Source organism: Bradyrhizobium sp. TM233 (assembly GCF_036247965.1).
GTDB classification, from domain to species: Bacteria; Pseudomonadota; Alphaproteobacteria; order Rhizobiales; family Xanthobacteraceae; genus Bradyrhizobium; species Bradyrhizobium ottawaense.
In genome coordinates this window covers 520,153-540,856 of record NZ_BTIG01000003.1, presented here as the reverse complement: position 1 = coordinate 540,856, position 20,704 = coordinate 520,153, and the positions used below count along the sequence as shown (strand labels likewise).

Sequence of the window (20,704 nt, the reverse complement as noted above, 5' to 3'; positions counted from 1 at the left end):
CTATTCGGTTGCGTGATGCGACAGGACGAAACGATGACGAAGCTTTCGGCGTCAATGTTTCCGGACGGTTTCGCGGCATCGATCGAAGCAGCTCGCAGCTAGCTTGTCTGCAACTCCAGCTGCGCAGATATGGTCGGCGCGGCGGTCACCGGAAAACGCAGGCTCATGCTCGTGCCGCGGCCGGGTGACGACGAGATGATCAGCTCGCCGCCGTGGGCGGCCATGATCTCGCGGACGATCGACAAGCCGAGGCCCGCGCCGTCGCCGGCGGTGTTGCCGGTCTGAAACGGCTCGAGCAGTTTGTGTTCCGCGCCATCGGGCAGGCCCGCGCCGTCGTCGTCAACCGAGATGCCGTCGCGGCGGACGGTGGCGACGATGCGTCGCGCGCCATGGGCGTGGATGAGCGCGTTGCCGACGAGATTGGCGAGCGCGCTGCGAACCGCGGCATCCACGCCCTGCACCAGGAGCGGACCTTTCTCGGCCTGTTCCAGCGCGAGCTCGATGCCGGCGTCCAGTGCCGAGGGGCCGAAATCGGCCAGCACGTCCAGAGTGATCTGGGCGAGATCGATCGGCCGTTTTTCGATCGCATGATTTTGCAGCCGAGCCAGGTCGAGCATGGCGGACACCAGCGACGTCAGGCGCCTGATGTCACGCACCAGTTCGGCCTTCAGAGCAGGCTCAGGCACGTCCTCGACCTTCGCGCGCAGCAGCGTCAGCGGCGTGCGTAGCTGATGGGCGGCATTGCCGAGAAAGCGGCGCTGCATCCTGATATAGGCATCGATCTCGCCGAAGGCGCGGTTCAGCGCCTCGACCAGCGGCTTCAATTCGCGAGGGACCTCGGACAGGGAGATCAGACCTTGCGGTGCCGACGGGTCGATCGCGAGCGCGCGAAGCGCCACCCGTTCGATCCCGCGCGAGACGAAACGTGCAGCAAGCGCTGAACCGATGGCGACGGTCGCCGCAAAGGCCAGCGCCACCAGGATGATCGAAAAAATCCTGTTGACGAGGAAGTTCCCGGCCATTCGTCCGAAGCGGACCTGAGGCTCGCCGACCATCATCGCGAGCTGCAATGAGCCCCTTTGCGCGACGGCGAGGCAGAAGGTGCTCTTCTGGTCGAGTGTGTTGAAGACCGATGAGCCGACAGGCCCGTGATAGGGAAAGGCGAAGGGGAGGGCCGGCCGGCGTTCGCTGCCGTACTCGCTGACCATGTCGCCTGCGGACACGACGTACCAGAGGTTCGGGCTGTCGGCCTTCAATTCCGCGAGTGCGGAAGTCGGGCGTACTGTCAGGTTTTGCCCATCGATCTCGGTAGCGCGATCGAGAACAGCGGCGACGACCCGGCAGGCCCGGAACTCGCGTTCCTCCAGCGGGTACCTCGAGACGAAGATCGCGACCATGATCAGGAAGATCATTGTGGCGGCGATGCCGAGCGAGATCGCGAACGTCCGGGCGATCGACGTCATCGCGGCGTTGCCAGCCGCAGGATGTAGCCGATGCCTCGCATGCTGCGGATCTCGACATCGCCGCCGAGCTCGAGCAATTTCTTCCTCAGCCGCGAGACCTGAGCTTCCAGCGTGTTGGATTCGATCTCGTCGTCGAAGCCATAGATCTCTTCGATCAGGGCGGCGCGGGTGATGACGCGGTCGCGCCGCATCAGGAGCGCCCCCAAGATCAGCGCCTCGCGCCGCCGCAGCAGGATTTTTGTGTCGGCAACCACCGCCTCGTTGCTGCCGAGATGCAGCTCCACATTGCCGAGCGACAGCACCGAAGGGGCGAGCAGCCGGGGTCGCCGCAGCACCGCGCGCACCCGCGCGATCAGCTCCTGCGGCTCGAACGGCTTGCCGAGATAATCGTCGGCGCCGCTGTTGAGGCCATCGACGACATCCTCCTTGGCGTCCTTGGAGGTCAACATGATGATGGCGGGGCGTTCCGGCGATCGGCTCAGCGCCGTGACGACCTGGAGCGCATCGCCGTCGGGCAGCATGCGGTCGATGATCGCGAGATCGTATTTGAAATTGTCCAGCGCCTGGCGGGCGTCGGCAATCGAGCCGACGAGATCGACGATTCCGTGCAACTGTCCGAGCAGGCGGCTGACATAGGCGCCGATCTGCGGTTCGTCTTCGATCACGAGGGAGCGCACGCGGGTCGTCCTTGACTGTGCTGGGGCCATAGAACCCCGACTTGACGCTTCCTGGCCGAAGTCCGGCGTTTCGGTTCGTGCGCGAGGTTCCCTTTAAGGCAGCGAGCTTGGCGAATAAAAGGCAGCGGTGGCGGCGCTGGCCGGCACCGGCGGTCAAAGTTTGGCGGCGTGAGCGCCGCGCGGCAATGTTCGGGCAATGTTGGTTCGGTGGCCGTCGCCAGCTGCGCGCCGGGAGCATGGTGGGGCGGCGGTTCTCGCCTTGCAATCTTGGGGCAATTTTGCCGGACCACATACTGTGGCTCCTAACCACACAAGTCGACCAGGCCAGCAAGGCCGGTCCGGGGCCCCGTAATGAAGCATTTTGACGAAGCCGCTCTCGATCGTGAGGCGGGCGCGCAGCAGACCTTGCTGACCGCCTTCCTCGCCGCACTCGGCGCGATCATGGCGATCCCTCAATCCGCGTCGGCGCAGACCGCGTTCACGCTGCCGGCGCCGCCATTCGAGCTGCCGATGCTGCCTTCGCCCTCCGGCAACTGGACGGTCATGGTCGGCATCGGTGGCGAGTACACACCGGATTTCGTCGGATCCAAGAACGGCAAGCTCATGCCGATCCCGATCTTCTCCATCCGCCGCGCCGGATCGATCGACCAGTTTCGCGGGCCGCGCGACAGCGCCAGCATCGCGCTGCTCGACGTCGGCAATTTTCGCGCAGGGCCTGCGTTCAAATACGTCGCCTCGCGCAAGGCCGACAAATATGCCGAGCTGACCGGCCTTGGCGACGTCAAGGCCGCCTACGAGCTTGGCGGCTTCGTCGAATACTATCCGGTCGACTGGCTCCGCCTGCGCAGCGAATTGCGCCAGGGCGTGGGCGGCCATACCGGCACCGTCGCCGACATCTCTGCCGACGTCATCGTGCCGCTGATTCAGAGGTTGACGATCTCGGCCGGCCCGCGCTTCACCTGGAAAAGCACCAAGGCGACCGCTCCCTATTTCGGCGTCGACGCCGCGCAGACGCTGGCGTCGGGATTGCCGTCATACAACGCCAGGGGCGGCGCGCACTCGGTCGGCTTCGGCAGCCAGGTCTCCTATCGCATCAATCCGCAGTGGGAGGTCCATGCCTATGTCGAATACGAGAAGCTGCTCGGCGATGCCGCGGACAGTCCGCTCGTGAAGCTGCGGGGATCGTCGAACCAGACCACCGTTGGCCTCGGCGCATCCTATTCGTTCGATTTCAGGATTCGATAGATCACCATGCGTCGCACTGCTTTTCTATGGATTGGCCTCGCAGCCGCTTGCGTCGCTCTCGGCGCCGCCGCGGCGTTCGAGACGCGCGCGAGCCGGCTCCAGGCGATCAAGACGGTGGGCATCGTCTCCGCCATGGGCGAAGAGATGAGCCTTTCACAGATAGGCCTTACCAAGCCCGGCTCCACCGGGCAAAGCGCCTCGATCAGTGCATGGGGACTGGACGAGCTGATCGTCCAGCATGCGTCCAGGCTACTGGGTGCACGCTATCGCGTTCAGGCCGTCAACTACACCCGCGCCGCCTTCGCTGCCGTCAGGGATTCGGCGGTCACGCCCGTCAATCTGCTGCGGAGCGATCCGTTCAAGGAGCTGGTTCGCACCGATGTCACGCCCCAGGGACTGGATGCGTACATCGTCATTACCCGCGCGAGATCGAAACTCGGAAACGGTCGTAACGTCGAGGGGGTCGGGATCGCCGAATATCGGACGCTGCTTGCGGACTACGGCCTGATCCATGCGCTGTACGAAGTCCGCGTCATCGACGGCAAGACGTTCGACGTGATCGAGAAGAGGGCGGCCGCGCCGCTCGACAACACCGGGACCATAGGGATCGCCGGCCCGAGCGGGCCGGTGGACGGGACGTTTGACGGTCCGGCTTCGAGCGAACGGCTGCGCGCGGCGATTGCGGATCTCATCACGCGCAGCCTGCCCGTCACGCTGGATGACATGCACCTGATCGGTGGTCAGTGAAGCCGGCTGGCGGCCTCAGGTCACCGGCGCGGGGTTGAACAGCGTCAGATCGTTGTGGATGCCCCAGCGGTCCGACCATGGCTTGGTGCGGCCGGAGGCGACATCGAGGATCAGGCGGAACAGGTCCCAACCGGTCTCCTCGATGGTCTTCTCGCCGGTGGCGATGCGGCCTGCGTCGAAATCGATCAGGTCCTTCCAGCGCCGCGCCAGCTCGCTGCGGGTCGCGACCTTGATGACGGGCGCGGCCGCAAGGCCGTAGGGCGTGCCGCGGCCGGTGGTGAACACCTGCAGCGTCATGCCGGAGGCGAGCTGGAGCGTGCCGCAGATGAAGTCGGAGGCGGGGGTTGCCGCGAACAGCATGCCCTTCTGCGTCGCCTTCTCGCCGGGCGAGAGCACGCCGGTGATCGCAGACGAGCCGGACTTGACGATCGAGCCCAGCGACTTCTCGACGATGTTGGCGAGGCCGCCCTTCTTGTTGCCGGGCGTGGTGTTGGCGCTGCGATCGGCGCCGCCGCGGGCAAGATAGGAATCGTACCAGGCCATCTCGCGCACCAGTGCGCGGCCGACGTCCTCGTTGATGGCGCGTCGCGTGAGCAGCTGGATGGCGTCGCGCACCTCGGTCACTTCCGAGAACATCACGGTGGCGCCGGCACGCACCAGCAGGTCCGCGGCGAAGCCGACGGCGGGATTGGCGGTGACGCCGGAGAAGGCGTCGCTGCCGCCGCATTGCAGGCCGATGACGAGATCGGCGGCCGGGCAGGTCTCGCGCGTGCGTTTGTTGAGGATCTTCAGGCGGGCCTCGGCCTGGGTCATGATCGCATCGACGATGGCGCCGAAGCCGTCGAAGGCTTCGTCCTGCATGCGTACGATGGCGTTATCGATGCCTTCCGGCACCAGTCGCTCCGGTGCGAGCTTCTCGCAGCCGAGGCCGACGACGAGGATCTCGCCGCCGAAATTCGGGTTGAGCGCGATGTTCTGCAGGGTGCGGATCGGAATCACCGCGTCGGGCGCAGTGATGGCGACGCCGCAGCCGTAGGCATGGGTCAGCGGCACGACGTCGTCGACATTCGGGTACTTCGGCAGCAGCTCGGCGCGGATGCGCTTGACTGCATATTCCATCGTGCCCTTGACGCATTGCACGGAGGAGGAGATGCCGAGGATGTTCTTGGTGCCGACCGAGCCGTCCGGATTGCGATAGCCTTCGAAGGTAAAGCCTTCGAGCGGCGGCAGCGGCGCAGGGACTGCGGTCGAGATTTCGAGCTTGTCGAGGTCGGGGGCATCCGGCATGCGAATGCGCGCCTCGTCGACCCATTCGCCGGCCAGGATCGGCGACAGCGCGTAGCCGATGATCTCGCCATAGCGGACGATCGGCTGATCTTGCGCGATGTCGACCAGTGCCGTCTTGTGCCCCTGCGGCACGAAGGCGCGCAGTGTCAGGCCGCTGGCAAAGCGGGAGCCGGCGGGAAGCCCGAAATCATTGACCACGATCGCGACATTGTCGCGCTCGTTGAGCTTGATGTAGCGGGGCTGCTCTTTCGCTGCGACGTCCTGGTCCATGGGAGGACTCCGAAGTGTAGGGTGGGTTAGCGTAGCGTAACCCACCAATGTCTGCATCCGTCGAACCGGAAGAGGTGGGTTACGCCGGCGGACTGCGCTTCGCGCAGCCGCGGGCTAACCCACCCTACGATGTCAGCACATCACCCGGGAAAGGTATAAGCCGTCTTCACCGTCGTGTAGAACTCGCGCGCGTAGGAGCCCTGCTCGCGGGCGCCGTAGCTCGAGCCCTTCCGGCCGCCGAACGGCACGTGATAGTCGACGCCGGCGGTCGGCAGATTGACCATCACCATGCCGGACTCGCTGTTGCGCTTGTAGTGCGAGGCGTATTTCAGGCTGGTGGTGCAGATGCCCGAAGCGAGGCCGAACTCGGTGTCGTTGGAGATCGCCAGCGCCTCTTCGTAGTTCTTGGCGCGGATGACGGCGGCGACGGGCCCGAAGATTTCCTCGCGCGCGATGCGCATGTTGTTGTTGGCTTCGGTGAACAGCGCCGGCTGCAGGTAGTGGCCGGGGTTCTCGCGCTTGAGCAGTTCGCCGCCGAAGGCGAGCTTGGCGCCCTCGTCCTGGCCGATCTTGATGTAGCGCAGATCCTGGTCGAGCTGGCTCTGGTCGACCACCGGGCCGATATGCACGCCGGCCTTGAGCGCGTCGTCGACCGACAGGCCGTTCAGGCGCTCGGCCACCGCCGCGACGAAGCGGTCATGGATGCCTTCGGTGACGATCAGGCGGGAGGAGGCGGTGCAGCGCTGGCCGGTCGAGAAATAGGCGCCGTTGACGGCGACCTCGACGGCGGTCTTGAGGTCGGCGTCGTCGAGCACGACCAGAGGATTCTTGCCGCCCATCTCGAGCTGGAACTTCTTCATCGGGTTGGAGAGCACGCAGGCCTGCGCGATCTTGCGTCCCGTCTGCACCGAGCCGGTGAAGGAGATTGCCGCGACGTCAGGGTGGTCGAGCAGGGTCTGGCCGACCACCGAGCCGGAGCCGACCACGAGGTTGAACACGCCGGCGGGAATGCCGGAGCGGGTGATGATCTCGGCCAGCGCATGTCCGGAGCCGGGCACGAGCTCAGCCGGCTTGAACACCACGGTGTTGCCGTAGCAGAGCGCCGGCGCGATCTTCCAGGCCGGGATCGCGATCGGGAAATTCCAGGGCGTGATCATGCCGATGACGCCGACCGGCTCGCGGGTGAGCTCGACGTCGAGGCCGGGACGCACCGAGGCGCCCTTCTCGCCGATCAGGCGCAGCGCCTCGCCGGCGAAGAATGCAAAGATCTGGCCGGCACGCGCGACCTCGCCGATGCCCTCGGGCAGCGTCTTGCCTTCCTCGCGCGCGAGCAGGCGGCCGAGCTCTTCCTTGCGGGCGAGGATCTCGAGGGAAATCTTGTTCAGCGCGTCGAAGCGCACCTGCGGCGTCGACTGCGACCAGGCGGGGAAGGCTGCCTTGGCGGCGGCAATCGCCTTTTCGGTCTGCGCCTTGTCGGCCTTGGCGTATTCGCCGACGACGTCGTTGGTGTTGGAGGGGTTGATGTTCCTGGTGACGCCGGAGCCGTCGACCCATTCGCCGCCGATGAAGTTCTTCAGGATCGCAGTCATCTCATTCCTCCAAGTCATTTAAGGGGCATGATCCTTATCGGAAAACCGGTGCCCACTTTTCCGGGATCATGCCTAACGCACGAGGCACGGACGCTTGTCGTCAAAGGTCCAGCCGGGGATCAGGTCCTGCATGGCAATAGCGTCATCGCGGGCACCGAGTCCATGCTGCTTGTAGAGGTCATGCGCCGCGTCGATGGCGGCCCTGTCGATTTCGATGCCCAGGCCCGGGCTATCAGGGACGGCAATCTTGCCGCCCTTGATCTGGAGCGGCTCTTTGGTGAGCGCCTGGCCGTCCTGCCAGATCCAGTGGGTGTCGATCGCGGTGACCTTGCCGGGGGCGGCGGCGCCGACATGGGTGAACATGGCCAGCGAAATGTCGAAATGGTTGTTGGAGTGCGAGCCCCAGGTCAGGCCATTGTCGCGGCAGGTCTGGGCGACGCGCACCGAGCCCTGCATGGTCCAGAAATGGGGATCGGCCAGCGGAATGTCCACCGCGCCAAGGCGCAGCGCATGGGAGAGCTGCCGCCAATCGGTCGCGATCATGTTGGTTGCGGTCGGCATGCCGGTGGCGCGGCGGAACTCGGCCATGATCTCGCGGCCGGAGAAGCCGGCTTCCGCGCCGCAGGGGTCCTCGGCATAGGCGAGGATGCCGTGCATGCCTTTGCACAGGCTGATCGCCTCGTCGAGCGACCAGGCGCCGTTGGGATCGAGCGTCACGCGCGCGTTCGGGAAGCGCTTTGCGATGGCGGTGACGGCCTCGATCTCCTGCTCGCCGCGCAGAACGCCGCCCTTCAGCTTGAAATCGGCGAAGCCGTAATGGTCGTGGGTGGCCTCCGCGAGCCGCACCACCGTCTCGGGCGTCATCGCCTGCTGATGGCGAAGGTTGAACCATTCCGCCTTGCCGGTCTCGCCCTGGACGTAATTGAGCTTCGACTTGCGCCGGTCTCCGACGAAGAAGAGATAGCCGAGCGTCTCGACGCTGTTACGCTGCTGGCCTTCGCCGAGCAGCGCGGCGACCGGCAGGCTCAGATGCTGACCCAGCAGATCGAGCAGCGCGGACTCGATCGCGGTGACCGCGTGGATCATCACGCGAAGATCAAACGTCTGCTTGCCGCGGCCGCCGGCGTCGCGGTCGGCAAACGCCGTGCGGACGTCGGCGAGGATGTTGTTCATCGCGCCGACGGTCTTGCCGATCACGAGGTCGCGGGCGTCCTGCAGCGTCTGCCAGATCTTCTGCCCGCCCGGCACCTCGCCGACGCCGGTGTGGCCGGCATTGTCGGTGAGGATGACGATGTTGCGGGTGAAGAACGGCGCGTGCGCGCCGCTGAGGTTGAGGAGCATGCTGTCGCGGCCCGCGACCGGAATCACCTGCATCGCTGTCACGACCGGTGCGCCAGAAATCTCGGTCAGGGCCATCCTACGCTCCTCGCTGTTGTTGTCCGTTATTCTGCCGCCTGTTGTGTCGATCGGATGGCGGGCAGGTTCTTCACCAGCGCGGTCACCTCGGCGATTTCCTGCTCGGTGAGGTCGGTGAGCGGCGGGCGGACCGGGCCGGAGTCGCGGCCGATCACCTTCATGCCGGCCTTGATGATCGAGACGGCATAGCCCTTCTTGCGGTTGCGGATCGCGATCAGCGGCAGGATGAAGTCCTTCAGCCCGGCCTGAATCGTGGCGTGGTCGCGCTTGCGCACGGCCGCGTAGAAGTTGGTGGCGAATTCCGGCACGAAGTTGAACACGGCGGAGGAATAGGTGGTCACGCCCATGTCGAGATAGGGCAGCGCGAAGGTCTCCGCGGTCGGCAGGCCGCCGACATAGGTCAGGCGGTCGCCGAGCTTGGTGTAGACGCGGGTCATCAGCTCGATGTCGCCGATGCCGTCCTTGTAGCCGACGAGGTTCGGGCAGCGCTCGGCAAGGCGCGCCAGCGTGTCGGGCTGCAGGATCGCGTTGTCGCGGTTGTAGACGATGACGCCGATCTTGACGGCGGCGCAGACCGCCTCGACATGGGCGGCAAGGCCGTCCTGCTCGGCATGGGTGAGATAGGGCGGCAGCAGCAGCAGGCCGTCGGCGCCGGCCTTTTCCGCGCCGATCGCGATCTCGCGGGCGATCGCGGTGCCGTAGCCGGTGCCGGCGAGCACGGGCACGCGGCCCTTGGTCTCGTCGACCGCGACCCTGACGACTTCAGGAACCTCGGTCGGCGTCAGCGAGAAGAACTCGCCGGTGCCGCCGGCGGCGAACAGGCCGGCGACGTCATAGCCGCACAGCCAGTCCATGTTGGCGCGGTAGGTCGCTTCGTCGAAGGAATAGTCCGCCTTGAACGGCGTGACGGGAAAGGACAGGAGGCCGGATCCGATCTTCTGGGCCATTTCCTGCGGGGTCATCTTGCTCACGGGCGCTGCTCCCTTATTGCGTGTTGTGGAGGACGCGAGCCTTGAGGCCTGCGCGTCCATGCGCCGTGGTTTAGGAGACCGTTCGATGCGGGTCCAAGCCAAAGCCTATATCGACCGATGCGAAATCAGCATCAATCTTCCGATGGCTCCGCAGAGGCCAGTTCGCCGGCGATTTTGACGAGCGCCGACAGCAGCGGATTCTCGTCGTCGCGGCGCCAGACCATGAACAGCTCGACCGGAACGCGCGTGCGCAGCTTCAGCGGGCGCAGGCGTACGTCGGAGATCTTCAGGCTCGCAGCCGCCGCCGGCACGATGGCAAGGCCGAGGCCGGCGCGCACCATGGCGAGGATCGAGTGGATCTGGCTCAGATGCTGGACGTAACGCGGCAGCACGTCGGCACGGGTGAACAGCGCCACCAGGAGATCGTGGAAGTAGCGGCTCTCATAGGGCGAATACATCACGAAGGGCTGGTCGTCGAAATCCTTGATGGTGATGCTGTCGGCATTGGCGAGCGGATGCTTCTTCGGGATCGCGGCGAGCAGGGGCTCGGCGACGACGCGGCGGCTGGTGAGCTCGGGGCGCGCGATCGGCGGCCTGAGCAGGCCGGCGTCGATCTGGCCCGAGGTCAGCGCCTCGAACTGGTCGCCGGACACCATCTCCTTCAGCGAGAAGTCGACCTCGGGCAGCTTGGCGCGGCAGGCGGCGACAAGCTCGGGCAGGAAGCCATAGGCCGCTGCCGCGGTGAAGCCGATCTTCAGCGAGCCGGTCTTGCCGAGCGCGATGCGACGGGCGACCTGCGAGGCGCTTTCGGCAAGCTTGAGGATGCGCCGCGCCTCCGGCAGGAAGCTGCGTCCCGCGGGGGTGAGACGGACCGAGCGGCTGGTACGTTCGAGCAGGGGCGCATCGATGATGTGCTCGAGCACCTGGATCTGCCGGGACAGCGGCGGCTGGGTCATGTTCAGCCGCGTCGCGGCGCGGCCGAAATGCAATTCCTCCGCCACCGTGACGAAACAGCGGAGCTGGTTGAGGTCGAACATCGATACATGCCTTAGATGGATAAGGCGTTTCCCCGGTACTTCTAGCATCGATCATCCCCAAAACAAAGACGGCGGCTTTTGGGCCGCCGTTGAGTTGCCTGGTCAAGCTCCCATGGGAGCCCTCAGGAGGAACGTTTGAGCGTCACCCGCTCGATCTTGCCGACGATGACGAGATAGGCGAACGCCGCCACCAGCGCGTTGAGGCCCACGAACACCAGCGCGCCGTTGAACGAGCCGGTCGCGGCCAGGATGTAGCCGATCACGATCGGCGTGGTGATCGAGGAGAGATTGCCGAAGGTATTGAACAGGCCGCCGGAGACGCCGCCGGCTTCCTTTGGCGAGGTGTCGGAGACGACCGCCCAGCCGAGCGCACCGATGCCCTTGCCGAAGAAGGCGAGCGCCATGAAGCCGACCACCAGCGCCTGTCCGTCGACATAGTTGCAGGCGATGATCGACATCGACAGCAGCATGCCGCCGACGATCGGAATCTTGCGCGCCATGGTCAGCGAGCCGGTCCGGCGCAAGATTGCATCGGAGATGATGCCGCCGAGCACGCCGCCGATGAAGCCGCACAGCGCCGGCAGCGTCGCGACGAAGCCGGCCTGCAGGATCGACAGGCCGCGCTCCTTGACGAGGTAGACCGGGAACCAGGTCAGGAAGAAATAGGTCAGCGTGTTGATGCAATACTGGCCGAGATAGACGCCGAGCATCATGCGGTTGGAGAGCAGCTGGCGGATGTGGTCCCAGCCAGAGCCGGCCTCGGGCGCACGCGCGCGCGGCAGATCATCCTTGGGCGCGTCGAGATCGACCAACGCGCCGCCTTCCTTGATGTAGTCGAACTCGGCCTCGTTGATCGAAGGATGCTCTTTCGGGCCGTAGATGGTCTTGAGCCAGACAAGGCCCATGACGATACCGAGCGCGCCCATCACGAAGAACACGAAGCGCCAGCCGTAGGCGTGCGCGATCCAGCCCATCAGCGGCGCGAAGATCACGGTGGCGAAATACTGCCCCGAGTTGAAGAAGGCCGACGCGGTGCCGCGCTCATTGCCCGGAAACCAGGCCGCGACGATGCGGGCGTTGGCGGGGAAAGACGGCGCTTCCGCGACGCCGACCAGGAGGCGAAGCGTGAACAGCACGACGACGGCCGTGCCGGCGCTGAGGAAGCCGACCCAGCCCTGCATCAGCGTGAACAGCGACCAGATGACGATGCTGAAGGCATAGACGAGGCGCGAGCCATAACGGTCGAGCAGCCAGCCGCCCGGGACCTGCGCCGCGACATAGGACCAGCCGAACGCCGAGAAGATCCAGCCCATGGCGACGGGATCGAGATGCAGCTCTTTCGAGAGCGCGGGACCGGCGATCGACAGCGTGGCGCGGTCGGCATAATTGACGGTGGTGACCAGGAACAACATGGTCACGATGAACAGCCTGACGCGAGACCTCCTCACGTCCGCTGCGGACACCACTGCGCTCATCAGGCGCCTCCTTGAACTTGAAACGTTTCCTCGATCCGACTCCTAGAGGCGCGCGCGGCGAAGTGTCCAAGTTCAAGGGGGTATCGATCGATGCCGTTTTTGGATTGATGGAACGGCAGGCGAGGGGAACGATGGTAACGGAGTGAGATTGCGCGAGTGCAGTTTGGGGCAGCGCGCTACACCACGCACTCCGCCGTCATTCTCCGCGACCCGGCTACGCCAAGGCTTCGCCGTGGTTGAGGTCGTGGGGCGCCGAAGCTTTAGCGTAGGCGGCAGGCGGAGAATCCAGTACGCCGAGGCGTCTCGATTAAATCACTGCCGTCACGGCGTACTGGATCGCGCTTCTACTGCTTTGCGCTCGGCAACAGCTGCGGCAGAAATCCCCGCGTCACGCCCGGCGGCACCGCATCGAGGCCGAGCACGGTGCTTGCGGCTGGCAGCGCCGCATCCGCCATCGCCGCATGCCCTTCCGCGCTCGGATGGACCGCGCCGCCATAGACGGCGGAAAGCACGCCCCAGGTCGCATCATGGATGTCGGTCGGCTGGCTCGCCGCCGGCAATCCCTGCGGATAGGTCATCGCAGCAAAATAGCTGTCGTTGGCGTCGCGGATCCAGCGCGCGCGGGGCAAATAGGCGCGGTATTCCGAAGCGCCGCGGCCGCACAGCATCGGCTGGCTCGCCGCGCTCACGATGTCCGGGTTGAAGCTCTGGCCGTTCTCGGCAAAGCAGGCGCGATCGAATTCGGGGTCGCTGCCGGAATGCGCGCAGAAGCCGTGATCGCCGAACGCGGCCTGATGCGCATCGACGAAGGTCATGCGGTCGGCCTCGGGATCGCGGCACAGCGCGCCGCGTGTGCAGGTGGCGAGGCCCTTCAGCTGCGGCAGGAATTCGGTGTCGACGAAGGTCGAGACGCGGGCAAGGCGCTGCGGATCGGCGTTGAAGGCCGGATGGATGTCGAAGCCGGCCCGGCCGCCGCGGCAGGGCACGCCGCCATCGGCGAGCGCAGGATTGGCGTAGGAGACGTAGACGATATGCGAGAGGTCGCCGCCGACCAGCGGCTTCAGCCCCTCGCGCAGCTTGACGAAATTCTGCGGCAGCTCGCGCACCAGCGCGTCACGGGAATCATCGACGCTCGCCATCACGCCGGAGCGACGGAACAGCGCCCGTTCGGTCGCGGTGTCGACGATCACGTCGGCGACGAGGCCGGAGAAATAGACGTCGTTGGCGCCGACCGAGAGCAGCACGAGATCGAGCGTGCGGTCGGGTTGGCGCTTCTTCGCCGCGGTGAGCGCCTCGCGCAGCTCGGCGACTTGCGCGTTCACGCTGGTGTTGCAGACGCCGGTCTTGCCGGGCGGGCATTCGCGGGCGCGCTGCGAGCCGAGCAGGCCGTCGCCGATGCTGGCGCCGGTGCAGGCGAGCGGCAGATAGGTCACGGCGATGTGGGTGTAGCGCACCGCGAGCGCGAGCGCGGTGCGCGTCTGGTAGCTGTAAAGCGAGCGGTGGCACGGTGAATTGAACCAGAGCGCGCTGTAGCGCTGCCAGTTCGCGAGCGTGTCCGGCGCCTCGCAGGCACGGCCGCCCTTGAAGCCGTGGCGGCTCGGCCGGTAATACTGGCCGCCGGCGGCGGTGCCGAGATAGGAGCGGAAGCAGAATCCTTCGTCGGACAGCGCCAGCGGCCGGTCCGGATTGCCTTCGCCGGAGGCGATGCTGTCCCCGAGGCCGGCGACGAAGATGTCGCGCACCTGGATCTCGGTCTGGACCCGCTGGGTCGGGTCGGAGCCGGAGGAGACGTCGACGGTCGCGACCGTCTGCTTGCCGTAGCGGACGCGTAAGTTGATCGGCTCGGCGCAGTCGAAGGTCGATTGCTGCGGCCCGTCGCCGTCGTCGAACGACCAGGCGCAGGTGGCGCCGACCGGCACCGCGCCAATGAGGCGCACGGTGACGGGGTGATCGATCGGTGTGAGGTAGTTTTCCTTGGTGTTGTCGCGGGTACAGGGCTGGTTGACCCGGCCCTGGAGGTCGATGCAGAGCCGGTTGACCATGTTGCGGGCCCAGCCGCGGCCTTCGCTCTGGAGCTCCAGCGATTGCTCGGCGGCCAGGATGCTGCGGTTGCGCGCATTCTCGACATGGAGCAGGAAGTCGCGCTCCTCGCGGAACAGCCGGAAGCGGTTACGCACCTCCCAATTGATCTGCAGGGCGCCGGCGTCCTGAGCGCTAGCGCGCTCGGGCGGCATGGCGGTCAGAATCCCGGCAAGCAACAGGGCGCCTGCGGAGAGGGTACGAAGGAATAAAGGGATCATGGCCCGCGTCTTCAACGGCAAAGTTGAGGCGGAAATAAGAGAGCATTGCTCTGCCGGCCGCAACCCCTTCGGGTCCAGATCGCAGTCTACCGCTTGTTGGCTTGCCGCAGCATCCGCTCGCGCTCCATCGGCGTCACCTGCTTGGGCAGATTGGCCTGCGCGCAGGCCTCCGCCAGCCGCCGCCGCTCCTGCCAGGGCTCGACCACGTTCATCCAGAGCTCGCGCGTGCCCATGATGGAGATGGCGAGGCCGAACGGGATCACGAAATAGAGGATGCGGAACACCAGCAGCGTCGCCAGGAGCTGCTCGCGGCCGAATTCGGGCAGCGCCAGCAGCATGGCGGCATCGAACACGCCGATCGAGCCGGGGGCATGGCTGGCGAAGCCGAGCAGCGTCGCCAGGATGAACACCACCGCGAGCGACAGGAAGTCGATCGGCGGATTGGCCGGCATCAGCAGGTACATCGCGGTAGCGCAGAAGCCGAGATCGACCACGCCGATCAGGATCTGGACCAGCGTCAGCGGCGCCGAGGGCAGCACCACCTTCCAGCCCTTCTGGCCAAGCTCGCGCCGCTTCTCGCCCATGACGAGCCAAACGAGATAGGCCCCGATCGAGGCGAGCCCGCCGAGCGCGATCAGCCGGTTGAGCGACGACGGCAGCTGATCCATCGAGGATGCCGCATCCGGGTGGATCGCCATGCCGATCGAGAGCACGAAGATGTTACCGAGCCAGAAGGTCAGGCCCGACAGGAAGCAGATCTTGGCGACGTCGATCGCGTTCAGCCCGTAGTCCGAATAGATCCGGAAACGGATCGCCCCGCCGGTGAAGACGGTGGCGCCGATATTGTGGCCGATCGAATAGGACGTGAAGCTGGAAAGCGCCGCGATGCGGTACGGCACGTGCTTCTTGCCGATCGTTCGCAGTGCAAAAAAGTCGTAGAACGTCAGCGTACAGAACGCAAAGAACACGCAGATCGCCGCCAGCCCGATGCTCCCGCGGGGAATCTCGGTCAACGCCGTCAGGATGACGCCGGTATCGATGCCCTTGAGGGTTCGCACCAGCGAGGTGATCGCGAAGGCGATGATGAAGATGCTTGCGGCAACTCCGAGCCGTCGCCAGCCGATCCATCTCTTGAAGCCGCGCTTCAGCGCGGTCAGCAGTCCGTGCATTCATCCTCCCGGCGGGGGGCAAGACCGACCGGGCCAGGCATTGGGCCGGTCGGGTGCGATCACGGCCAAAAGCAGGCATCGATCGCAGGTATGATCCAGCTCATTTAAGGCAAAAACACCGGCTTGTGCAGCCCTTGACAACAATAGGTTCTGCGGCGGACCGGTCACTTTTGTCATACGCGGTTCACATCCGAGGCGCGTTAAGCATATGAGTCGTGAAACCGGCTCGGCTCGGGCGTTTCGTATGTCGCCATGATTTCAGATGTCGGCGCTGTCCGCATTGTTCCAGCGCAAGCCATCCGGGTCTTTTTGGAACGTCGATGCCGCGTGTCCGTTGTGGCCCCATCAGCAACCGAACATGGCGGAATAAAGCGGCTTTTCGTCCAAGCCGCTGCCTTCGTGTTCCAGAAATCGAAAGAGGACGGAACGATGGGACTGTTCACAAAAGACATCAAGACCATGAACGATCTGTTCGTGCACCAGCTCCAGGACATCTATTACGCCGAGCAGCAGCTGACCAAGGCGCTGCCGAAAATGGCAGATAAGGCTACCGATCCGCAGCTGAAGCAGGGCTTTTTGACGCACCTCGAGGAAACCCGGCAGCACATCACGCGGCTCGAGGAAGTGTTCAAGATGCATGGCGTCGCCGTGAAGGCGGTCGACTGCCCGGCGATCGACGGCATCATCGAGGAAGCCGACGAGACGATCGGCGAAGTTGCCGACAAGGCGGTGCTCGACGCCGCGCTGATCAATGCGGCCCAGGCCGCCGAACATTACGAGATCGTACGCTACGGCAGCCTGATCGCCTGGGCCAAGCAGCTCGGCCGCAACGATTGCGCCAGCGTGCTCGCCAAGACGCTGGAGGAGGAGAAGGCGACCGACAAGAAGCTGACGACACTCGCCGAGAGCAAGGTGAATCTGCGCGCGGCGAGCTAAGCGGGCGCGGCAAGGAAAACGCCGTGCGTCGACGCACGGCGTTTCTTCTTGGCTCGTCGTCATGCCCCGCCTGCGCGGGCGATGACACCGCGTAAAAGATGGGTGTGTCGGCTATGATCATACTTCGATCATTGTCGAATCATGACGGCGCGCCGGCCGCCTATATTCCGCATGGGGCTGCAATCAAGGCGGCAGCATGCGCGTAAACACCATCAAATATGAGACCTTCGACGACAGGGCCGGCGCAGCGCCTGCCGGTTCGCGCCTTGCGACCTCGCTCACGCTGGCCGCGATGAGCCTCGGTTACGGCGTGGTGCAGCTCGACGTCACCATCGTCAACACCGCGCTCGATGCGATGGGCCGGACGCTCGGCGGCGGCGTTGCCGAGCTGCAATGGGTGGTCAGCGCCTACACGATCGCGTTTGCCGCCTTCATCCTGACATCAGGCGCGCTCGGCGACCGCATCGGCGCCAAGCGCGTCTTCATGGCGGGGTTCGCCATCTTCACCGCGGCTTCGCTCGCCTGCGCGCTGTCGCCCAATGCCGCCGTGCTGATCGGCGCGCGGCTGGTGCAGGGGCTGGCGGCGGCGATCCTGGTGCCGAATTCCCTCGCGCTGCTCAATCATGCCTATCCGGACGACCGCGCGCGCGGCCGTGCCGTCGCGGTCTGGGCTGCCGGCGCGAGCCTTGCGCTCACCGCCGGCCCCTTCGTCGGCGGCGCGCTGATCACCCTGGTCGGCTGGCGCGCGATCTTCCTGGTCAATCTGCCGATCGGGCTCGCCGGCCTGTGGCTGAGCTGGCGCTACGCCAGCGAGACCACGCGGGCCCCCACGCGCGAGATCGATCTGCCCGGCCAGCTTGCCGCGATCGGTGCGCTGGGGGCGCTGGCCGGCGCGATCATCGAAGGCGGTGCGCTCGGGTGGGATCATCCGGCCGTGATCGCAGCTTTTGTCGGCGCCGGCGTTCTCGCCGCGCTCTTCATCTGGCGCGAGCGGCGCGCGGCGCAGCCGATGCTGCCGCTGTCGCTGTTTGGCCAGAGGCTGTTCGCGCTGACCTCGCTGGTCGGCCTGCTCGTCAATATCGCGATCTACGGCCTGATCTTCGTGCTCAGCCTGTACTTCCAGCGGATCAACGGGCTGTCGGCGTGGTGGACCGGGCTCGCTTTCGTGCCGATGATGGCGGCGGTGCTGCCGGTCAATCTGCTGGCGCCGCGCCTCGCCGAGCGCATCGGCCCATGCCCGACCATCGTGGTCGGTGCCAGCGTGTCGGCGCTCGGTTGTCTCGGCCTGCTGTGGATCGAAGCCGACACCAGCTATTGGGCGATCTTCGCGCAGATGATCGCGATCAGTGGCGGACTTGGGCTGCTGGTTCCGCCGCTGACCTCGACCTTGCTGGGCAGCGTCGACAAGGCGCGGTCCGGCATCGCGGCGGGCGTCCTGAACGCAACGCGGCAGACCGGCAGCGTGCTCGGCGTCGCGCTGTTCGGCTCACTGGTGGCCGCGGAGGGGGCGTTCATGGCGGGGCTGCATCTAGCGCTGGTCGTGTCCGCGTCCGTCCTGCTGCTCGCCGCCGTCGTGATCGGCCTCGGTGCGCCGGCGCGAGGATGAACAATCCGAGTGAATGAACACATCTTCCGTTCACCATTGCCGCAACAGGCGCGTAGCCGGTTACCACCTGTCCATATTGATCGGGTCAAGTGCGGGTCCATCAGAGGCCTGCGATGCATCAAATTCTCTACTGTCTCACCGAAGAGCACGATTGGCGGCTCGTCGCGCTTGGCGGCGCGGTGTGTCTGCTCGCCAGCGCGGCGGCTATCAGCCTGTTCCACCGGGCGCGCGCGACGCAAGGCGTCGGCCGTCTGGCCTGGCTCGGCCTCGACGCCGCCGTCAGCGGCTGCGGCATCTGGGCGACGCATTTCATCGCGATGCTGGCCTACGGACCGGGAGGCGCGGGCGCCTACAACATCCCGGTGACGATCCTGTCGTTGGTCTTTGCGATCTCCGTGACCTTCGTGGGGCTGAGCATCGCCGTGTCGTCCTCGCGGGCCGTCGGGATCGTCCTCGGCGGCGCCATCGTCGGCACCGGTGTCGCGGCGATGCATTACACCGGCATGGCGGCGCTGGAGATACCGGCGCGCGTGGACTGGATCGGAAGCACGGTCGCCGCCTCGGTGCTGTCAGGAATCGTCTTTGCGGCATTTGCACTGTTCGTGGCCGCGCGGCGCGACGACCTCTTCCATGCACTGACGGCGACGGTCCTGCTGACCGTCGCTATCGTCGCGCATCATTTCACCGCAATGGGCGCGGTGCTGCTGACGCCGGATCCGACGCTCGCGATCGGCGGTCTGTCGATCCCGCCGGCCTCGCTGTCCTTCCTCACGGCCAGTGCGGCGGTTGCGATCATCGCGATCGCGCTCGTGGCCGCGCTGCTCGACCGCCGCGCCAGGAGTGAATTGGGCGCCCAGCAAATGGTGCTGGATACGGCGCTCGAGAACATGTCGCAGGGTCTGTGCATGTTCGACGCGGACGGCAAGGTCATTCTGTTCAACGAGCGTTATGCGGCGATGCTCCGTCGCACCGACATCGCGCTGACCGGCCGCCTGCTGGTCGACGTACTCAGGGACGAGCAGGCCAAGGGCCAGTGGCAGGGCGACGCGGATGAATTCTTCGCCCGCCTTGTGGCCGACGCGCGCGAGGGACGCACCACGACCGACATCGTCAGCCGGTTCGGTCGCTCCATCCGGGTCGTCAACCAGCCGATGCAGGGCGGCGGCTGGGTCGCGACCTTCGAGGACATCACAGAATGGCTGGAGGCGCAGGCCAAGATCTCGCACATGGCGCGCCATGACGCGCTGACCAGCCTGCCGAACCGCGTGCTGTTCCACGAGCAGCTCGAGCAGGGACTGCGCCGGACCAGGTCGGGCGATCAGCTCGCGGTGCTTTGTCTCGATCTCGACCACTTCAAGGACATCAACGACTCGCTCGGGCATCCCATCGGCGACGCGCTGTTGAGGGCGGTCGGCCGCAGGCTGAAGGCGACGGTCGGCGAGAGCGACACGGTGGCGCGACTGGGCGGCGACGAGTTCGCCGTGGTCCAGATCGGTCGTTCCGAGGAAACCGCTGCGAGATCGCTTGCCGGCCGCCTCGTCGAGGTCATCTCGGCGCCCTACGAGATCGACGACCATCAGATCGTGATCGGCGTCTCGATCGGCATCTCGCTGTCGCCGCAGGACGGCAGCGATCCGAGCGAACTGCTGAAGAACGCCGACCTCGCGCTCTACCGTGCCAAGGCGGACGGCCGCAGCACCTATCGCTTCTTCGAGACCGGCATGGATGCCCGTGCGCAGGCGCGGCGCCTCCTGGAAATGGACCTGCGCGCGGCGCTGCAGCGCGACGAGTTCGAGGCGTATTATCAGCCGATCCGCGACGTCGCCAGCGGCCGCGTCGTCGCCTTCGAGGCGCTGCTGCGCTGGAACCATCCGCAGCGTGGCCTGATCGCACCCATCGACTTCATTCCGCTGGCCGAGGAGACCGGACTGATCGTCCAGCTCGGCGAATTCGTGCTGCGCTCGGCTTGCACGGATGCGGCCACCTGGCCGGACGATGTCGATCTCGCCGTCAACCTGTCGCCGGTGCAGTTCAAGAATCCGAACCTGATCGCATCCGTGATCGCGGCGCTCGCCGCCTCGGGACTTGACGCGCGCCGTCTCGAGCTCGAGATCACCGAATCCGTGCTGCTGCAGAACAGCGAGGCGACGCTGACCACGCTGCATGATCTGCGCGCCATGGGCGTGCGCATCTCGCTGGACGATTTCGGCACCGGCTATTCGTCGCTGAGCTATCTGCGCAGCTTTCCGTTCGACAAGATCAAGATCGACCGCTCCTTCGTGTCGGAGCTGGCGACGCGCGAGGACTCCATGGCGATCATCCGCGCCGTGACCGGTCTCGGCCGCAGCCTCGGCATCGTCACCACCGCGGAAGGCGTCGAGAACGACGCGCAGCTCGAGCTGCTCAGGCGCGAGGGCTGCACCCAGGCGCAGGGCTATTTGTTCAGCAAGCCGCGGCCGGCCTCCGACGTGGCGATCATGCTGGGCCGCCCGCGGCTGCTTGCGTCGGCTTGAGGT

General features: G+C 65.9%; 15 protein-coding genes. 5 read left to right on the top strand and 10 right to left on the bottom strand.

Annotated features, from left to right (window positions below):
- Nucleotides 1-98 precede the first annotated feature (98 nt).
- Together AABA86_RS09695 and AABA86_RS09690 are read right to left on the bottom strand one after the other, a co-directional pair.
- On the bottom strand, nt 99-1,412 hold the full coding sequence (locus AABA86_RS09695) for a sensor histidine kinase (protein ID WP_338306556.1): 1,314 nt from the start codon (nt 1,410-1,412) through the stop codon (nt 99-101).
- A gap of 47 nt (nt 1,413-1,459) precedes the next feature.
- Nucleotides 1,460-2,140: a response regulator transcription factor gene (locus tag AABA86_RS09690; RefSeq protein WP_338306555.1), complete on the bottom strand. Its 681-nt coding sequence runs from the start codon at nt 2,138-2,140 to the stop codon at nt 1,460-1,462.
- Between the two features lie 351 nt (nt 2,141-2,491).
- Between AABA86_RS09690 and AABA86_RS09685 the strand changes: the two genes are divergently transcribed.
- Entirely contained in the window at nt 2,492-3,385 is an 894-nt protein-coding gene (locus AABA86_RS09685; protein WP_338306554.1) for a MipA/OmpV family protein, read from the top strand.
- A 6-nt stretch (nt 3,386-3,391) separates the two neighbouring features.
- Entirely contained in the window at nt 3,392-4,132 is a 741-nt protein-coding gene (locus AABA86_RS09680) for a hypothetical protein (protein ID WP_338306553.1), read from the top strand.
- A gap of 15 nt (nt 4,133-4,147) precedes the next feature.
- On the opposite strand, the gene garD is transcribed toward AABA86_RS09680, so the two are convergent.
- The 8 genes from garD to AABA86_RS09640 form a co-directional block, all read right to left on the bottom strand.
- On the bottom strand, nt 4,148-5,689 hold the full coding sequence (garD, locus tag AABA86_RS09675; protein ID WP_338306552.1) for a galactarate dehydratase: 1,542 nt from the start codon (nt 5,687-5,689) through the stop codon (nt 4,148-4,150).
- A 140-nt stretch (nt 5,690-5,829) separates the two neighbouring features.
- Nucleotides 5,830-7,278 carry an aldehyde dehydrogenase family protein gene (locus AABA86_RS09670; protein ID WP_212250529.1) on the bottom strand — a complete coding sequence of 483 codons (1,449 nt, stop codon included), beginning with the start codon at nt 7,276-7,278 and terminating at the stop codon, nt 5,830-5,832.
- Between the two features lie 72 nt (nt 7,279-7,350).
- Nucleotides 7,351-8,694 (bottom strand): glucarate dehydratase, encoded by a 1,344-nt coding sequence (gene gudD / locus AABA86_RS09665; protein WP_338306551.1) that lies wholly within the window; start codon nt 8,692-8,694, stop codon nt 7,351-7,353.
- Nucleotides 8,695-8,720: 26 nt separating this feature from the next.
- Entirely contained in the window at nt 8,721-9,665 is a 945-nt protein-coding gene (gene kdgD / locus AABA86_RS09660) for a 5-dehydro-4-deoxyglucarate dehydratase (RefSeq protein ID WP_212250527.1), read from the bottom strand.
- Between the two features lie 131 nt (nt 9,666-9,796).
- A complete protein-coding gene (locus AABA86_RS09655) occupies nt 9,797-10,702 on the bottom strand; it encodes a LysR substrate-binding domain-containing protein (protein WP_092261178.1) in 906 nt (301 codons plus the stop codon).
- A gap of 122 nt (nt 10,703-10,824) precedes the next feature.
- Nucleotides 10,825-12,177 carry an MFS transporter gene (locus AABA86_RS09650; protein WP_338306550.1) on the bottom strand — a complete coding sequence of 451 codons (1,353 nt, stop codon included), beginning with the start codon at nt 12,175-12,177 and terminating at the stop codon, nt 10,825-10,827.
- Nucleotides 12,178-12,521: 344 nt separating this feature from the next.
- Nucleotides 12,522-14,477 (bottom strand): hypothetical protein, encoded by a 1,956-nt coding sequence (locus AABA86_RS09645; protein ID WP_338306549.1) that lies wholly within the window; start codon nt 14,475-14,477, stop codon nt 12,522-12,524.
- Nucleotides 14,478-14,563: 86 nt separating this feature from the next.
- Complete coding sequence (locus AABA86_RS09640; protein ID WP_338306548.1) at nt 14,564-15,646, bottom strand: lysylphosphatidylglycerol synthase transmembrane domain-containing protein; 1,083 nt, start codon at nt 15,644-15,646, stop codon at nt 14,564-14,566.
- Nucleotides 15,647-16,075: 429 nt separating this feature from the next.
- On the opposite strand from AABA86_RS09640, the gene AABA86_RS09635 reads away from it, so the two are divergent.
- From AABA86_RS09635 to AABA86_RS09625, 3 genes are all read left to right on the top strand, one after another.
- Nucleotides 16,076-16,582 (top strand): YciE/YciF ferroxidase family protein, encoded by a 507-nt coding sequence (locus AABA86_RS09635; RefSeq protein WP_212250519.1) that lies wholly within the window; start codon nt 16,076-16,078, stop codon nt 16,580-16,582.
- Between the two features lie 196 nt (nt 16,583-16,778).
- Nucleotides 16,779-18,188: an MFS transporter gene (locus AABA86_RS09630; protein WP_212250517.1), complete on the top strand. Its 1,410-nt coding sequence runs from the start codon at nt 16,779-16,781 to the stop codon at nt 18,186-18,188.
- Nucleotides 18,189-18,301: 113 nt separating this feature from the next.
- Complete coding sequence (locus AABA86_RS09625) at nt 18,302-20,701, top strand: EAL domain-containing protein (RefSeq protein ID WP_338306547.1); 2,400 nt, start codon at nt 18,302-18,304, stop codon at nt 20,699-20,701.
- Nucleotides 20,702-20,704 lie beyond the last annotated feature (3 nt).

Coding starts and splice junctions, on each gene's coding strand:
- AABA86_RS09645 (WP_338306549.1), bottom strand. CDS start 14,477: ATGATCCCTTTATTCCTTCGTACCCTCTCCGCAGGCGCCCTGTTGCTT.
- AABA86_RS09655 (WP_092261178.1), bottom strand. CDS start 10,702: ATGTTCGACCTCAACCAGCTCCGCTGTTTCGTCACGGTGGCGGAGGAA.
- AABA86_RS09695 (WP_338306556.1), bottom strand. CDS start 1,412: ATGATCTTCCTGATCATGGTCGCGATCTTCGTCTCGAGGTACCCGCTG.
- AABA86_RS09630 (WP_212250517.1), top strand. CDS start 16,779: ATGCGCGTAAACACCATCAAATATGAGACCTTCGACGACAGGGCCGGC.
- AABA86_RS09625 (WP_338306547.1), top strand. CDS start 18,302: ATGCATCAAATTCTCTACTGTCTCACCGAAGAGCACGATTGGCGGCTC.
- AABA86_RS09670 (WP_212250529.1), bottom strand. CDS start 7,278: ATGACTGCGATCCTGAAGAACTTCATCGGCGGCGAATGGGTCGACGGC.
- AABA86_RS09635 (WP_212250519.1), top strand. CDS start 16,076: ATGGGACTGTTCACAAAAGACATCAAGACCATGAACGATCTGTTCGTG.
- AABA86_RS09680 (WP_338306553.1), top strand. CDS start 3,392: ATGCGTCGCACTGCTTTTCTATGGATTGGCCTCGCAGCCGCTTGCGTC.
- garD (WP_338306552.1), bottom strand. CDS start 5,689: ATGGACCAGGACGTCGCAGCGAAAGAGCAGCCCCGCTACATCAAGCTC.
- AABA86_RS09685 (WP_338306554.1), top strand. CDS start 2,492: ATGAAGCATTTTGACGAAGCCGCTCTCGATCGTGAGGCGGGCGCGCAG.
- AABA86_RS09650 (WP_338306550.1), bottom strand. CDS start 12,177: ATGAGCGCAGTGGTGTCCGCAGCGGACGTGAGGAGGTCTCGCGTCAGG.
- gudD (WP_338306551.1), bottom strand. CDS start 8,694: ATGGCCCTGACCGAGATTTCTGGCGCACCGGTCGTGACAGCGATGCAG.
- AABA86_RS09640 (WP_338306548.1), bottom strand. CDS start 15,646: ATGCACGGACTGCTGACCGCGCTGAAGCGCGGCTTCAAGAGATGGATC.